The sequence below is a fragment of the Streptomyces sp. NPDC001220 genome (assembly GCF_053597895.1).
In genome coordinates, this window is record NZ_JBSFJE010000028.1 from 27,575 (window position 1) to 42,761 (window position 15,187).

Consider the following 15,187-nt stretch of genomic DNA (forward strand, 5'->3'; position numbering starts at 1 on the left):
CTACCGCAGCTGGGTAACGACCGGTGTACATAGTTTGCGTCCCAGCCGCCCGCCCCGTACCGTAAGCACACAGAGCGGTGTACATAACAGCATCGCCTCAGGTACACACGGCACCACCGACCCAAGGGAACGACTATGGGAAAGCTCGACGGCAAGGTCGCGGTCATCACCGGAGCCACCAGCGGCATGGCACTGGCAGGCGCGAAGCTGTTCGCCGACGAGGGAGCGCACGTCTTCATCACCGGCCGCCGCCAGGACGCCCTGGACGAAGCCGTGAAGCAGATCGGCCGCAACGTCACCGGCGTCCAGGGCGACGCCGCCGACCTGGACGACCTGGACCGCCTGTACGACACCGTCAAGCGGGAGAAGGGCAGCCTCGACGTGCTGTGGGCCAGCGCAGGCGGAGGCGAGCCCGCCCCGCTCGGCGAGATCACCGAGGCCCAGTTCGACACCTGGTTCGGGCTCAACGCCCGAGGCACCCTGTTCACCGTCCAGAAGGCCCTCCCGCTCTTCAACGACGGCGGTTCCATCCTCATGACCGGCTCCAATGCCTCCCTCGGCGCCTTCCCCGGCTGGAGCGTCTACGCCGGCAGCAAGGCCGTCCAGCAGGCATGGGCCCGAATCTGGCTCAACGAACTCAAGGACCGTCGCATCCGCGTCAACGTCCTGACCCCCGGCCAGGTCGCCACCGCCAAGCAGGAAGAACTCTTCGACGAGGCCACCAAGCGCCAGTTCGAGTCCCTCATCCCCCGCGGCCAGATGGGCCGCCCCGACGAGATCGCCGCCGCCGCCCTCTTCCTCGCCTCCGACGACTCCAGCTACGTCAACGGCATGGAACTCGTCGCCGACGGCGGCACCACCGCCATCTGAACCGAACAACACACAACCAGGGCAGGACATCTCATGAGCAGCATCAGCATCATCGGCACCGGGAACATGGCCCGCACCATCGGCGCGCGGGCGATAGCGGGCGGCAACACCGTGGAGGTCATGGGCCGCGACCAGTCCAAGGCCGCTGACCTGGCCAAGGCTCTCGGCGGCGGCGCCACGACGGGAGAATGGGGCACTGCCCCGGCCGGGGACATCGTCATCGTGGCCCTGTTGCACGGCGGTGTCGTGCCGGTAGTCGCCCAGTACGGAGACGCGCTCGCGGGGAAGGTCATCGTCGACATCAGCAACCCCTTCAATTCCACGTTCGACGGGCTGGCCCACCGCGAGGAGACCTCGATCGCGCAGGAAGTCGCCAAGGCGGCTCCGGCCAGCGCCGGCGTGGTGAAGGCGTTCAACACCATCTTCCGCCAGGTCCTGGAGAAGGGCCGGCCCGACGTCTTCATCGCCGGCGACAATGCGCAGGCCAAGGCAAGTGTGGAGGCGTTCGTCGAGACCCTCGGGCTGCGCCCGCTGGACGTCGGCGGCCTGAAAATGGCGCACTGGCTGGAAGGAGCGGGCGTGGTCACGGTGGGCCTCGCCAACCACGGGGTGGGGAACCTGGACTTCGCCCTCGGCATCACCGAACTTCCCGTCTGAGCAAGCGGTTGACGGATCGCCGAAAGGACTCGCCAAGTGAGCCCGGGGCGAGTCGGTGGGGCAGCGGTCCTGCACGTCCTTCTCGAAGGCGGAGATCACTTCCGCCAGGTCGATGAGTGCTGCGTTCCTGATGGCCCGGCACAGCAGGCGGTGACAGGTCGAAAGAGCCGCCGCCTCAGGCACCGCCACCGGAGGTCACCCGGACGCATGTCCCGCCGCTCGGCGCGGTGTTCAACGGAGGTCATGGAAGAACGCGGTGATGTCAGCGGCGAGCAGGGCGGGTTCCTCGTGGGCGGCGAAGTGTCCGCCCCTGGGCATGTGGGTGTACCGCGCGATCTGGTAAGTGCGCTCGGCCCAGCTTCGTGGCGGCTGCGAGAGGTCCGCGGGGAACAGGGCGAGGGCGGTGGGGACTTCCACCCGCCGTACCCGCCGGGTCAGGTGGTGCGCGTACTCGTAGTACGGCCGGAAGGACGTGGAGATCGTGCCGGTGAACCAGTAGAGCGATGCCTGGGTGAGGAGGAAGTCGTCGCTGAAGCGTGTGGACAGGTCGCCTCCGCAGTCGCTCCACGCTCGGTACTTCTCCAGGATCCAGGAGAGCATTCCGGCAGGTGAGTCGCTCAGGGCTGGAGCGAGGGTGAGCGGACGGGTGCTCTGCTGGTGCATGTAGCCGCCCTCCTCCACCTGCCAGGCAGCTGCGGAGGCGACGTGCGCCTTCTCCTCGGACGTCAACAGGGCCGGGTCGTAGTGGGCCGGGGCAGCGGCGGCGAGCAGGTGGATGCCCACGACGGACTCGGGGTGCGCTTCCGCGAGGCGTGAGGTGACGCCGGCGCCCAGATCTCCGCCGTGGGCCGCGTAACGGCGGAAGCCGAGGTGGCCGTGCATCAGCCGGTGCCAGAGCTCATGAGTCTGCTCGGTGCCGGTGAGAGCGGGCCGCTGGGGAGAAAAGGCGAAGCCGGGCAGTGAGGGGACGATGACGGTGAAGGCGTCCTGGGCGTCTCCGCCGTGTTGGGAGGGGGCGGCCAGTCGTTCGGCCAGGGCCGTGAGTTCCAGGACGGTGCTCGGCCAGCCGTGGGTGAGCACGATCGACAGGGCGTCCGGGTGTTCGGCGTCGTAACGGAGGTAGTGCACCGGTGTGCCGTCCATGTCGGCGAAATGGGACGGCAGGGCGTTGACCGCCGCTTCATGAGTGCGCCACGCGTAGTCGGTGGCCCAGTACGTGACGAGGCGGCGAAGTTCGGAAGTGGCGGTGCCCGCCTCCCAGCCGTCGACCGGCCAGGGTTCGGCCCACCGGGTGGTGCGCAGTCGGGTCCGGAGGTCTTCCAGGTCGGCGTCACTGACCTCGATGACGGGGGCGGCAGTTGGCACGGTGTGCTCCTTGCGTCTGTACTCAGGGGGCGGGCGTGGCAGGGGCGGCGTCCAGGTCCATGCGTTCCCGGATCTGCGGCAGGCGGGACGCCCACGTCGCCCCGGCCAGGCCCAGGAGGGCGAAGACGAGGTAGGTCGACCGTACGGCGCGCGTGGTCTCGCGCAGGGGCGGGCTTCCGGCGTAGGTGTTCACGTGCTCGAGCCGGTGTCCGGGCCGAGTATCCCCGCGATGGCTGCCCGGGTCTCCTCACGCCCTTCCCGCTCAGTGGAGAGCAGCGCGTGCATGATCATTCCCTCCAGAAGGGCGTCGAGCCGCGCAGCCGTCTCCGGTCCGGTGAAACGGGCCAGCACCGCACGGCTGGACCTGGTCCACTCCTGGGTCAGCGCGCGCAGTGCGGGCTCGCGCAATGCGGCCAGGTGCAGCTCGAAGCCGAGGACCGCGCTGCGGTGCCGGGACGGGACTTCGCGGACCATCCCCACCAGGACGTCGATCAGGTCCTCGCGCGAGGCCACCTCTGCGAAGAGCGCCTCGTACTCCACGGTCCGTTCCGCGACGTACCTGCCGAACGCCTGCGCGCACAGTTCGGTCAGGCTCGCGAAGTGATAGGTGACGGAGCCCAGCGGCACGTCCGCACGAGCGGCGACCTTGCGGTGCGTGATCCCGGCGACCCCGTCCTCGACGAGTACCTCCAAGGCGGCATCGAGCACACGGTGTCTGCGCCGCGGATCGTGCCGGCGGGCGCGTCGCCCCCCGCTGCCCGGTGCTTCTTGCGCTTCGGGTACTTCCTGCTCACCCATAAGAACAAACGTACACTACGCTAGGAACGGATGTTCTTATCCTGCTACCGCGCCGTGGGCGGGGATCAGATTGCGGTGCTCGACCGCCACCCCCGCTTCTTGGCCGACATCACCGGCGACGGCCTTCAGGCTTACGCCGTGCTGTTGCGCACGCTGAACAGCGAGTTCAACCGCATCGCCCACACGTTTGCGCACGCTCACGACCTGCATGCCACCGATGTCCATGCTTTGGCCGCCATCATGGACGCGGCCGCCCTCGACGGGCGGCCGATGACCCCCTCGCGCTTGGGGGAGCGCCTGAATCTCACCTCTGGCGCCGTCACCGCCTGCCTGGATCGACTGGAACGGGGTGGTCACATCGGCCGTACCCGCGACAGGGCAGACCGGAGGGTCGTCCATCTCGTCTACAAGCCCGGCGCCCGCGCCCTCGCCCGTCAGTACTTCAGTCCTTTGGCACGCAGCACCGAGACAGCGATGCGTCAGTTCACCTCGGAACAGCTCGCGACGGTCGCGGACTTCCTGCGCGCGCTCAACCGAGAGCTGGCCGCAGAGCGCTGAAGCACGGCGGGCCTTGATCGGACCCCGCATCGAGGCGGTCTCGGACGGATCACCACGCGCGCCGGCGTGAGCGAGGTTTGAAGGCCGGTTGCCACGGATCCGACTCGGCGGATGGACTGATCGCGGTCCTAGTTCGTTATCGGCGTTCGGGCGCAGGGGAAGCAGCTAACCGATGAGCGAATCCGTACCGACCCGGCGAGCCCGTCTCCTGGGCGGGGTAGAACCTGTGGCTTCAGACGCCGGACAGGGTTTCGGCGGTGCTCACTGCCATGTCGGCGCTGAACACTGTGGTTTTCAGGGTAGAGCCGTCGCGAAAACCCTGCGGGTCACGATCGCCCCGATCGTGACCCGCAGGGCATCGGCAGCAGAGCAGGAGCCGCGGCTGCCTCAGCCTGGGAAACGGCCCGTGGACCGCAGCTCCCAGCGACGCTCGGCGTAGGCAAGGTCGTCCCGCCACAGCCGCCCCGCAGCGGCCCGCATGAGTGGTCGCAGTAGCGGGGCCGCCCTGCGTGCCACGGCGAATCCGCGACGGTCCGAAGCCGCCACGACCGCCTCGATGACGGCTGTCCGAGGCTGGCCCCGGTAGTCGGAACCCAGCGGCGTGGCATGCGTTTCGACGACGGAGCCCGCCCCCTCGCCCTGCGTGATCTGCATGACGACCGTACGCGGCTCGGGGGCGGTGAACACCGCCCGCACCGGTACGACGAGCCGCCCGGCCACCTTGAAGGAGACGTCGACGATGAAACCGTCATCGGGCTCTGCGTCCGTGCGCGCGTGGACGACGGTGAGGTCGACGAAGGAGTGCGGGTGGAACCAGGCTCCGTGCCACGGATCGAGCCGGTTGGCGACGACATCCTCCGGTTCGCAGGTCCCTGCGCCCTCGTAGACGGCGGAGACCGCGCCGGCGAGGGCAGACCTGATCGGCACCACCGGCGCGTCCAGCGGGGGCTCGCCGCCGACGCGGTCCAGCCGCACCCACACCAGCAACCCGTCGTCGTGAACAGGCAGGGGATCCCATCCGGCGAACGGCACGCCGTTGAGGGCGAGCCCGTGCCAGTGGCACACGAGCGTGCCGCAGCGCACGGGACTGTCCCGCAAAGGTGCGCCGAGGTGCGGACAGACTCCGGGCCCGGCAACCAACCGGCCCTCGGCATTGCGCCAGACGACGACCTCCTGCCCGGCGACGGTCCGGCCGAGAGGCCGGTCCGCGGGGATGTGCCGGGTGGCGCCGATGACGTACCAGTTCCCGGAGGGGCGTGCCTGAGCCCGCTTCAGTGCCTGCGCGATCAGGGCGGGCCGGGCCTCGCGCCAGGTCGGCCCCTGACGCTCCCACGGGACCGGCCGCCTGCGCAGCGACAACGGGACGCGCCGGCGGGGGACGGAGCGGTCGGAACTCACGTGGCCTCCTCACGGACCGGCTCGGACGCGGACAGCGGCTGTGCGTCCGGCGGGTGCGGCGGCTCCGGACGTGTGGAATTGCGCGCTCGGACGCGTGACTGCGCTCGTGCGGCCATCACGGACAGCAGACCGTTCAGGGCCACTGCGGCGCGGCGTCGGCGGGGGACGACGGCCCGACGGTGCACCGCCGCGTACCCGTCGTCGGCGATGGCGTCCAGGATTCCTCCGTACAGCACGAAGGCCGTACGGACGCAGGGGCGGGAGGCCGGGTCGAGCATGGCGAGTCCGGGGGCCGCCGTGCGGTAGACACTGCGGGTGAGGTCTGCGGCTGCCCGTAGTGCCTCGGTGATGCGCCGGTCGCGGCGGGCAGTGCGTCTGCTCCAGTACAACAGGTCGCGGTCGACCCCGTGGGCCGCCAGCAGGTCGCCGGGCAGATAGACCCGTCCACGGTCCAGGTCCTCGCCCACGTCCCGCAGGAAGTTCGTGAGCTGGAAGGCGATACCCAGGGCTGCCGCGCGCGGCGCCGCCACCTCGCGCGGGGCCACCGTCCCCAGGACCGGGAGCATCTGTAGCCCGATGACCGCGGCGGAGCCATGCATGTACTTCCGAAGAGCTTCGTAGGTCGGGTAGTCCGTGACGCTCAGGTCGCTGCGCATGGAGACCATGAAGTCGCTGAAATGACGGTGGTCGATCCCGTACCTCCGGGCCGTGTCGGCGAGCGCGATGACCACCGGATCGGAGCTGCTCCCGTCCCGCAGTCCTTGCTCCAGGCTTGCCTGGAGGCGGGTGAGTTCTGCGAGGCGCCGGTCCACCGTGATGCCGGCGTCCAGCGAGTCGACGATGTCGTCCGCCCAGCGGGCAAATCCGTAGAGCGCGTGGACGGCCGGCCGGCGGTCGACCGGCAGCAGCCGGGTGGCGAGGAAGTACGTCTTGCCATGGCGAGCGTTGAGCTGCCGACAGCGTTTGTAGGCGTCGCGCAGCGCCAGGCCGGTGATGCCCGCCGCGTCGAGCTCGCGGTCGGTCATGAAGGTGTTCCTTCTGATGTGGTGTGCGCCGTGCGCAAAGGCCCGGGAGTGCGGTTCATGCGGCCGGTGATCCGGGCCGCGGCGAGCTTGCCGGACAGCAGTACGGTGGGCACGCCCACGCCCGGCGTGGTGCCGCAGCCGGCGAGTACGGCGTTGTCGGTGCCCCGGACGAGGTTCCGGGGGCGGAACGGGCCCGTCTGCGCGAAGGTGTGGGCTGCCGAGAAGGGGGTGCCCGCCGCGTGGCCCTGTGCCTGCCAGTCGGCAGGCGTCACCAGACACTCCTGTTTGATGGCCGCGCTGATGCCGTCCAGGCCGCGCTGCTCGAGTTCCTTGAGAAGGCTGTCTCGGTAGCGTGGCGACAGGTCCTCCCACTCGGCGGCGTTCGGTCCGATGTCCGTGTTCGGGCAGGGGGCCAGGATGTAGTGCAGGTGGTGTCCGGGCGGTGCGAGGCCCGGGTCCGTGGTTGTCGGGCGGGTGATGAGCAGCGAGGGATCTCTCATCAGTTCGCCGGTGCGGGTCAGTTGGTGGAAGGTACTGCGCCAAGCCGCACCGAAGGAGATCGTGTGATGGCCGAGCCAGGGCCAGGTCTTGTCGGTACCTGCATGCAGGACGACGGCGGACGGCGAGTTCCTGATCCGCCTGGGCCGACGGGGGACACGGCCTAGGAGACGGTAGGTGACTGGAAGGTCCGGAGTGAGGACCACGGCGTCGCACGGGATCCGGTCGGTGTCGGTCACGACGGCGGTGACCCGGGCACCGGAGCGTTCCAGGCGGATGACGTCCTGTCCGAAACGTAGGTGGGCACCCGCCTCGGCGGCGGCATCGGCCATGGCCCGGGGCAAGGCATGCATACCGCCGCGCGGAAAGTACACACCGGCCACGGTGTCCATGTAGGCGATGACGGCGTAGGCGGCTAGCGCCCGCTCTGGCGGGACACCCGCGTACAGGGCCTGGAAGGAGAAGACGCGGCGCAGCCGCTCGTCTTTGAGGAAGCGGCCGATGCGCGCGTCCAGTCGGCCGAAGCCGCCGAGGGCCGCGAGCCGGGCGAGGTCGGGGGTCATCAGCTGGAAGGGGGAGTCGAAGTTGGCGTCGATGAAGTGGCGCATCTGGGCCCGGTACAGCTGCTCGAGCCAGTTGCGCAGCCGCCGGTATCCCGCGGCTTCCCCGGGGCCGGCGAAGCGCTCGATCTCTACCTCCATGGCGGCGGCCCCGGTATGCACGTCGAGGCCACTTCCGTCGGCGAAGCGGGCCCGGTAGGCCGGATGCAGGGGAACGAGATCGACGCGTTCGCGCAGACTGTCGCCGACGGCTGCGAAGGCCTCGTCGGCGATGTCGGGCATCGTCAGTACGGTGGGGCCGGTGTCGATGAGGTAGCCGCCGCGCGTCAGACGTCCGGCGCGGCCGCCCGGCATCGGGTCGCGCTCGACGACGGTGACCCGGCGTCCCGCGCCGAGCAGGTGCAGCGTCGCCGACAGCCCGGACAGCCCGGCACCGACGACGACGACGTGATCCGTGCGTCCCGGGATGCTTCTGGTCATCGGACGGCTCCTTCCGTAGCGGCGCTCAGGGGCAGAGACAACGGCAGGCTGTCCATGGCGTGGTGCGCATCGCCACTTCGCTGCGGCACGGAGGGCTGTGCCCCGGCCGTGGCGTGCAGCAGTTCACGAAGGCGTCGGCGGCCGACCGGTTCGAGGACTGCGGCTCCCAGATGGCGCATGCCCTGCTCCAGCAGCCGGTCGATCCTCGTCTCGACCGTCTTCCGCGCCCCGGTCGAGACGAGGACGTCCCGTACCTCGGCCAGATCCGCATCCGACAGATCGGCGCGGCCGAGGGAGTCTCCCAGCACGGTGAGGGCCCGAGGGTCGACTTGAGCCTTGGCCCGGGCCCATGCCACGGCGACGAGATAGGTGGCCTTGCCGGAGCGGATGTCGCCGCCCGTGGGCTTTCCGGCCTGACGTGGGCCGCCGAAGACGTCGTGCAGGTCGTCGCTGAGTTGGAAGGCGATGCCGACGCAGCGGCCGGCCGAGCACAGGGCTTCGGTCGTCGCGGCGTCCGCGCCCGCGACAGCGGCTCCGAGAGCCATCGGCCGCTCCACGGAGTACATGGCGCTCTTGAGGCAGGCCGCACGGATCGCCTGCGCAAGGGACCGCGATGATGTGGTCTGTCCCTGGATGTCCAGGTACTGTCCGGCCACCATTTCCATGCGCATGGCGCTCCACAGGCCTCGCACCCGGCGTGCGTTTTCCGGGGCGAGCCCCGTATCCGCGAGCACGTCGTCCGCCCACGCCAGCGCCAGGTCCCCGGCGAGAATCGCCGCTGCTTCCCCGAAGCGTGTGCTACCAGGTGAGCGGGCGGCAGTGGCGTACTGGGCCTCGACTTCCGTGTGCAGGGTCGGCCGCCCGCGACGCATGCGCGAGCCGTCCATCAGGTCGTCGTGGACCAGGGCGCAGGTCTGGATGAGTTCGAGGGCGGCGCCGACGCGCAGGGCGGCCTGTGCGTCTGCGGGTGTTCCGGCGCAGGAACGGAACGCCCACCACACGAACTGCGAGCGGGTCCGCTTGCCGCCGTCAAGGGTGAAGCGCGCGACCCGCTCGGCGAGGTCTTGAGCGAATACCTGGTCGAGAGCGGAGGCCTGCGTGGTGCGTTCGGCCACCAGGCGTTCGAGGAGGCGCCCCACCGCCGCGGGGACATCGTCGTCGACGGCGCGGACGTGATCGAAGCTGACGGCAGGAGGGACGGGACCGTTGTCCGCGGGTCGATGACCGCCCGGAGGCGAGGGTTCGGTGCGGCACGGATCCTCCGTGGGCGGGACAGCCCGCGGCGGCGTGCGGGAAGGGGTGGGGGATGGCCGTGCAAGGGACTCCCTCTGCTGATTGGGGCACATCCCGGTTCCTCTCGTGTTGATCGAAGCTGGCCTCTCTAGACGCATTCCGCGCCGGTGGCTGCGCCGGATGCGCCAAAAGTGGGGTAGACGGCGCTGCTTTCCCGTCCGACGGCGGTCGAGTGCCGGATCGTCCGGATCTCCGACACGGCCTGGACGAGAGATGCTGAGCCTGTTCATCGCTTCGCAGGGGGAGAGGCACTGCCGCTGTCGGCATCGCTGTCGCGGCGCGACGGGGGCACCGCAGCCTGCCGACACGGCGCGGCCACGGCAGGCGCACGGGCGACGGGACGGATGCCGCCCCGCACGAGAAATGGTCACCATGCCCGCGTGGAAGGCCACCGACCACACCCTTGAGACCGTCGCGCGTGGCCCCGGCAGCGCGTCATCTTGTACCGAGCGTTCCGACAGGCCCTTGCTGGCGGCCTGCCCCGCGGCTCAGCCAAGTCAAGAGGCCATGCACGGCATGGGCTGCACCGTCCCGGGCCACAGCGGACGGCGTCCTTCGCTCGGGCGGACGGAACTCGACGCGCAGACGATCCGAGAAGTCGCCTGCGGCGCATGACGCAGACAAGTAGAGCGCACCCCGGCCGATGAGGCGGGAGACCCGCATCCATCGTGCGGCCAACTGCGCAGCGTGGCCTGCATCCGGAAAGCCGCACCAGTTGGAATGCTTCCGACAGCGGTCGCGTGCACGCGTTGCCCAGCCACAGGGCCCGGCTCCGGTCGCGTGCGGAAGGGAAGGGTACAGCCGTGAGCGATGCGGACGTCGCCATCGTGGGCGCGGGAGCCGCGGGACTGGCCCTGGCTCACCGGCTGTCGCACCCCGCGCCCGGCACCCGCCGGCTGTCAGTGCTCCTGCTGGAGGCTCCAGCAGGCCCGCTGCGCCCACCCCGCCGTACATGGTGTTTCTGGGAACGCGGCCACGGACGGTACGACGCGGTCGTCACCGCGACGTGGCAGCAGCTGAGAGTGCGTACCCCGGCCGGCCAGGCAATCCAGGACGACATCGCGCCCCTGCGGTACAAAATGATCCGCTCGGACGACTACGAGGGCCTGATCGCGCACGACCTCGCGATGAGCGATCAGGTCCAGCGACTCGAGGCGACCGTCGAAACGGTGGAGCCCGTCACGGACGGGGCCGTGATCTACGCGCACAGCGCCGACGGACGTCCACTGACAGTGTGGGCGCGCTGGGTCTTCGACTCCCGCCCGCTCGGCAGCCTTCCGGCGGCCCGCACCACGCTACTCCAGCACTTCCACGGCTGGTTCGTCCGCTCCGGCCGGCCGGTCTTCGACCCCGGCACCGTCGAACTCATGGACTTCCGTACCCCGCAGCCGCCACGAGGCCTGTCATTCGGCTACGTCCTGCCTACCGGCCGCCGGGAGGCGCTCGTCGAATACACCGAGTTCTCTCCCCGTGTCCTCACCCGGCAGAGCTACGAAGCTGCTCTGCGCCACTACACCGAGGACGTCCTCGGCCTCCGCGGCCTCGAGGTCATCGCGGACGAGACCGGCGTGATCCCCATGACCGACGCGTCGTTCTCCCGCCAGGCCGCGCCCTCGGTCTTCCGGATCGGCGCCGCCGGAGGTGCGACCCGGCCGTCGACGGGCTACACCTTTGCCGCCGTACAGCGGCAGACCCAAGCCATTGCCGGAGCCCTGGCGGCAGGGGATCGCCCGCTGCCACCACCGGCTCACTCAACACGGGCCCGCGCCATGGATGCGGTCATGCTGCGCGCCCTGGACAGCGGCCGGGTCGACGGCGCCGCCTTCTTCTCGCGCCTGTTCTCGCAGGTGCCGATGGAACGACTACTGCGCTTCCTCGACGGCCGCACCCGTCTACTGGAAGATCTCGCCGTCGGGATCCGAGCCCCCGTGCTGCCCATGCTCCGGGCAGCCGCCGAACTCACGTACCTGCCCCGCCGCCCCTTTCCACGACCCTGACCGCGCACCCCGCGGACACGGCCTGTGCCCTCGGACAAGGAGACCGCATGAACCTGCTGCGTGACGCGGACCTGGCCGCCGCGTTCGACCACGCCGCTCGCAGCTACGACACTCTGGTAGCCGCCAATCCCGGCTACCACGCCCATCTGCGCCGCTCCGCGCGCCGCCTCGGTCTGGCGGACAATGGGCGTGGGATGCGCGTGCTGGACCTCGGCTGCGGCACCGGTGCCTCCACCGCGGCCCTGTCGAGCGTGTTCCCCGCTGCCGAGATCACCGCGGTGGACGCATCCGCCGGCATGCTGCAGCGGGCGGCGGCGAAGCGCTGGCCGGCCAACGTCAGCTTCGCGCACGCCCCGGCGGAACGGCTGGCCGAGGCGGGTGTCGGAGGACCGTACGACGCGGTGTTCGCCGCCTACCTGTTGCGCAACGTGGCCGATCCCGACGGCGTGCTCGTCACTGTGCACGATCTGCTGGCGCCCCACGGCCGGCTGGCCGTGCACGAGTACACCCTCAGCGGGCGAGCAGTCCACCGCACTGTCTGGACGGCGGTGTGCGCCGGCCTTGTCCTCCCCGTGGCCACCGCCCTCGGAGACGGCGGGCTCTACCGTCACCTGTGGCGCAGCGTCGTCCAGTTCGACACGGCGGACGAGTTCGCCGCCCGCGTCCGCTCGGCTGGGTTCGACCGCGTACGAGTGCTGCCCCTGCCGGGGTGGCAGACCGGCATCACCCACACCGTGATCGCCCGGCGCACGATTCTCGACGCGGGCGGTGCCCAGTGAGTGCCGCGGAACGGCGAAACACCGCCCGGCGCGGCCGAGACCGGCGTGCCCGAACACTCCGTCCCCGGCCAGGAACGCCACGGTTCGACGGGGAGCGCCCGCCGACGACCGCCGTCGTGGGCGGCGGCATCGCCGGGCTGGCCGCCGCAACCGCCCTGGCCGAACGCGGCGTGCGTGTCACGCTCTACGAGCGTGAACCGATGCTCGGCGGACGCCTGGCGGGATGGCCAGTCAGCTTGCGCGACGGCACCACGGTGACGATGAGTCGCGGCTTCCATGCTTTCTTTCGCCAGTACTACAACCTGCGCGGACTGCTGCGGCGGACAGATCCTGGTCTGGAACGCCTGACGGGTCTCGCGGACTACCCCCTGCGCCACAGCGGAGGCCTGACGGACAGCTTCCGCCGAATTCCGCGCACCCCGCCATGGAGCGCACTCGGATTCCTCGCGCTGAGCCCGACCTTCGGAGCCAGGGACCTGATCCGCATGAACCCGCTCGCCGCCCTTCCGCTGCTCGATGTCCGGGTCCCCGAGGTGTACGAGCGCCTCGACACCGTCAGCGCCCATGACTTCCTGGAGTCCGTGCGCTTCCCCAAGGCTGCACACCATCTCGCGTTCGAGGTCTTCTCCCGCAGCTTCTTCGCCGACCCCAAGGAACTGTCGGCCGCCGAGATGGTGCTGATGTTCCACATCTACTTTCTCGGTTCCGCCGAGGGACTGCTCTTCGACGTGCCCGCCGAGCCGTTTCCCGACGCCCTCTGGAAACCCCTGGCCGACTACCTGCAAGGCCACGGCGTCGAGATCCGCACCTCCACGCCCGTCGAGCACATCACACCCACCGGAGCCGGCGACTTCCGTCTCACCACCCCTGACGGAGAGCGGATGCACGACACCACCGTCCTGGCCCTGGACGCGGCCGGCCTGCGCTCGGTGGTCGGACGCTCTACGGACCTCGCCGACGCCTCGTGGCGCGAGCGGGTGGGCCGGCTCCGCAATGCGCCGCCCTTCCTCGTCTCCCGCCTCTGGCTCGATCGGCCGGTCGGCAGCGACCGGCCCGGCTTTCTCGGAACGAGTGGGTACGGAACCCTCGACAACGTCAGCGTGCTCGAGCGATGGGAAGGCCAGGCTGCCCGCTGGTCGGCGCGCAGCGGTGGATCCGTGATCGAACTCCACGCCTACGCCCTGCCCGACGGCGCGAACCGCGGGGTGGAGCAGAAGCGTCTGGTCGAGCAGCTGCACGCCGTGTATCCGGAGACGCGTGCGGCGACGGTCGTGGACGAGCGGCACGAGTGGCGGACCGATTGCCCGCACTTCCCGGTCGGCGGATACCGCGACCGTCCGACGGTCCGCACCTGCGATCCCGGTCTGATGGTGGCTGGCGACCTGGTTCGGACGGGGCTTCCTGTGGCGCTCATGGAGCGGGCGGCGACGAGTGGATTCATGGCGGCCAACGCCCTCCTGGAACGTTGGGGAGTCCGCGGACAGACCCTCTGGACCGTCCCCGACCAAGGGCGGACCGCTGTCCTACGGTGCTTGGCCCGGTGGGCAGGGAACTAATCAGTTCGACACCCCCACGACGGGCTGAGCCTGTGTCCTGAACGGTGAGGCGGACGCGTCGCATCCAGCAAGGCAACGAGCAGTCCAGCCGTCCGGCGTACCGTCGGCCGCCACCGGCCGCATCCGCCTTGTGCTGGCGCTGCACAGCGGGGTGCGGATCACCCCTGCGCCTGCGCGAGCATCGCGGCCGTCGGCGCGTACGCCCGGGAGTACGGCCCGTGCGGCATCGCTCGCGGCGCGGGCAGACGCACGCCAGCCAAAACGTGGCGAAGAGATCGGCGTGAGGCGCATCCAGTGAGACGCCTGACGCTGAAGCTAAGACAGAAGGGATCAATTTGTCCTGTGTCGTACGTCAGGCGAGACAAATTTCCCGAGATAGGAGACAACCGTGACGGTCAAGAGGCTTCACGACGCCGGCGTCACGAGTGAGAACGCCTATCTTGCCGCGACCGCATCGAACGGCTCGTCTCTCGCACCCTGGCTGACCTCGTCCAAGACCGAGGACATCGAACCCGCTGACCGCTGGCGCGTCTTCGTTGGCGAGCGGGCCCCCACATTCTCTGCACTGGCGCCTGCTCTCGCCGGCTACGACGACCGCGAGTTGGCTGCAACAGGCCCTCACGGTTCAAAGGAGTCACGATGACGGAGTCACTCACGCCTCCGGGCGAGACACCGCCCGCAGAGGGTTGCACAGCCGAAGCTCATCAGGAGCGACCCGACGGTGGCCTGTGGGAGCATCCCATTTTCTGGCTGTCGCTCATCGTGGTCGGCTGCCTGATCGTAGCGGCATTCTTTGTCGCACGTGTTTTCGATCTCTGAGACCACAACATCGCGAGGCTGCGGGACTCCTCGTGTACAACGCGTCGACTGGCTCTCTGGCAAGAGCGGTTGAGCATGTGACTGCGGGCTTGTCTGTTCGTTGGTCTGACTGCGGGGATACGTCAGTCGCGGCGGTGGATCGGGTTCGGGTCGGGTGAGCTGTGCCTGCTCATCGAGACGTCGCCGCAGTAGCAGGCGCCGAAGCCGGGCGAGAGCAGGCCTCAAGCGCCCGACCGGCAAGCCTCAGCGGGCCCGCGTGCCTACCCGCCCGTGGGGGAGCAAGCGCCACGTCATCGCCAGCGTCCATGGCATCCACGCTCGCGGTGCCGCTGACCGGCGGCACGGCAACGACGTCGCCCAAATCTTGCCCTTGCCGGACACGATCCCGGCATCAGCGGCATCGGCCTGGCAGGGTGCGGCGATCTGCCGCAGACGGGTTGACGTCGTTGTCCCGGGCCGCCGCCGGAAGGCTCTACCGTCGCACAGAGCGGGCCGCGTGCCACCGACTCGCACGCGGTCGCTGACGTCCGGGCG

15 protein-coding genes are annotated in these 15,187 nt (G+C 69.9%); 8 read left to right on the plus strand and 7 right to left on the minus strand.

Annotation, left to right across the window (positions count from 1 at the left end; translation table 11 throughout):
- The first annotated feature begins 135 nt into the window (after nucleotides 1–135).
- A complete protein-coding gene (locus ACWDGI_RS41485; protein WP_450768217.1) occupies nucleotides 136–870 on the plus strand; it encodes an SDR family NAD(P)-dependent oxidoreductase in 735 nt (244 codons plus the stop codon).
- Nucleotides 871–903: 33 nt separating this feature from the next.
- Complete coding sequence (locus ACWDGI_RS41490) at nucleotides 904–1,527, plus strand: NADPH-dependent F420 reductase (RefSeq protein ID WP_450768218.1); 624 nt, start codon at nucleotides 904–906, stop codon at nucleotides 1,525–1,527.
- Nucleotides 1,528–1,758: 231 nt separating this feature from the next.
- On the opposite strand, the gene ACWDGI_RS41495 is transcribed toward ACWDGI_RS41490, so the two are convergent.
- From ACWDGI_RS41495 to ACWDGI_RS41505, 3 genes are read right to left on the minus strand one after another with little or no spacing between them, the layout of a single operon-like run.
- The gene (locus ACWDGI_RS41495) at nucleotides 1,759–2,892 is read right to left on the minus strand and encodes an epoxide hydrolase family protein (protein ID WP_450768219.1); all 1,134 of its coding nucleotides are present in this window, start codon (nucleotides 2,890–2,892) and stop codon (nucleotides 1,759–1,761) included.
- A 22-nt stretch (nucleotides 2,893–2,914) separates the two neighbouring features.
- A complete protein-coding gene (locus ACWDGI_RS41500) occupies nucleotides 2,915–3,085 on the minus strand; it encodes a hypothetical protein (RefSeq protein WP_450768220.1) in 171 nt (56 codons plus the stop codon).
- A complete protein-coding gene (locus tag ACWDGI_RS41505; RefSeq protein ID WP_450768221.1) occupies nucleotides 3,082–3,585 on the minus strand; it encodes a TetR/AcrR family transcriptional regulator in 504 nt (167 codons plus the stop codon). Before ACWDGI_RS41505 ends, ACWDGI_RS41500 begins: the two co-directional genes overlap by 4 nt.
- Nucleotides 3,586–3,759: 174 nt before the next feature.
- Between ACWDGI_RS41505 and ACWDGI_RS41510 the strand changes: the two genes are divergently transcribed.
- Entirely contained in the window at nucleotides 3,760–4,248 is a 489-nt protein-coding gene (locus ACWDGI_RS41510) for a MarR family winged helix-turn-helix transcriptional regulator (protein WP_450768251.1), read from the plus strand.
- A 387-nt stretch (nucleotides 4,249–4,635) separates the two neighbouring features.
- On the opposite strand, the gene ACWDGI_RS41515 is transcribed toward ACWDGI_RS41510, so the two are convergent.
- Genes ACWDGI_RS41515 through ACWDGI_RS41530 form a run of 4 tightly spaced genes read right to left on the minus strand, consistent with a single transcriptional unit; the run spans nucleotide 4,636 to nucleotide 9,348 of the window.
- Nucleotides 4,636–5,646: a DUF5914 domain-containing protein gene (locus ACWDGI_RS41515; protein WP_450768222.1), complete on the minus strand. Its 1,011-nt coding sequence runs from the start codon at nucleotides 5,644–5,646 to the stop codon at nucleotides 4,636–4,638.
- Complete coding sequence (locus tag ACWDGI_RS41520) at nucleotides 5,643–6,671, minus strand: phytoene/squalene synthase family protein (RefSeq protein ID WP_450768223.1); 1,029 nt, start codon at nucleotides 6,669–6,671, stop codon at nucleotides 5,643–5,645. The genes ACWDGI_RS41515 and ACWDGI_RS41520 overlap by 4 nt, the downstream gene beginning before the upstream one ends.
- Nucleotides 6,668–8,209: a phytoene desaturase gene (locus ACWDGI_RS41525; RefSeq protein WP_450768224.1), complete on the minus strand. Its 1,542-nt coding sequence runs from the start codon at nucleotides 8,207–8,209 to the stop codon at nucleotides 6,668–6,670. Before ACWDGI_RS41525 ends, ACWDGI_RS41520 begins: the two co-directional genes overlap by 4 nt.
- A complete protein-coding gene (locus ACWDGI_RS41530; RefSeq protein WP_450768225.1) occupies nucleotides 8,206–9,348 on the minus strand; it encodes a polyprenyl synthetase family protein in 1,143 nt (380 codons plus the stop codon). Before ACWDGI_RS41530 ends, ACWDGI_RS41525 begins: the two co-directional genes overlap by 4 nt.
- A 957-nt stretch (nucleotides 9,349–10,305) precedes the next feature.
- Between ACWDGI_RS41530 and ACWDGI_RS41535 the strand changes: the two genes are divergently transcribed.
- From ACWDGI_RS41535 to ACWDGI_RS41555, 5 genes are all read left to right on the plus strand, one after another.
- Entirely contained in the window at nucleotides 10,306–11,499 is a 1,194-nt protein-coding gene (locus ACWDGI_RS41535; RefSeq protein ID WP_450768226.1) for a lycopene cyclase family protein, read from the plus strand.
- A gap of 47 nt (nucleotides 11,500–11,546) precedes the next feature.
- Complete coding sequence (locus ACWDGI_RS41540; protein ID WP_450768227.1) at nucleotides 11,547–12,278, plus strand: class I SAM-dependent methyltransferase; 732 nt, start codon at nucleotides 11,547–11,549, stop codon at nucleotides 12,276–12,278.
- Nucleotides 12,275–13,834, plus strand: coding sequence for an FAD-dependent oxidoreductase (locus ACWDGI_RS41545; RefSeq protein ID WP_450768252.1), 1,560 nt, complete (start codon nucleotides 12,275–12,277; stop codon nucleotides 13,832–13,834). The genes ACWDGI_RS41540 and ACWDGI_RS41545 overlap by 4 nt, the downstream gene beginning before the upstream one ends.
- A gap of 388 nt (nucleotides 13,835–14,222) precedes the next feature.
- Nucleotides 14,223–14,477 (plus strand): hypothetical protein, encoded by a 255-nt coding sequence (locus ACWDGI_RS41550; protein WP_450768228.1) that lies wholly within the window; start codon nucleotides 14,223–14,225, stop codon nucleotides 14,475–14,477.
- Nucleotides 14,474–14,653 carry a DUF6480 family protein gene (locus ACWDGI_RS41555; protein ID WP_450768229.1) on the plus strand — a complete coding sequence of 60 codons (180 nt, stop codon included), beginning with the start codon at nucleotides 14,474–14,476 and terminating at the stop codon, nucleotides 14,651–14,653. The genes ACWDGI_RS41550 and ACWDGI_RS41555 overlap by 4 nt, the downstream gene beginning before the upstream one ends.
- The last annotated feature ends 534 nt before the right edge of the window (nucleotides 14,654–15,187 follow it).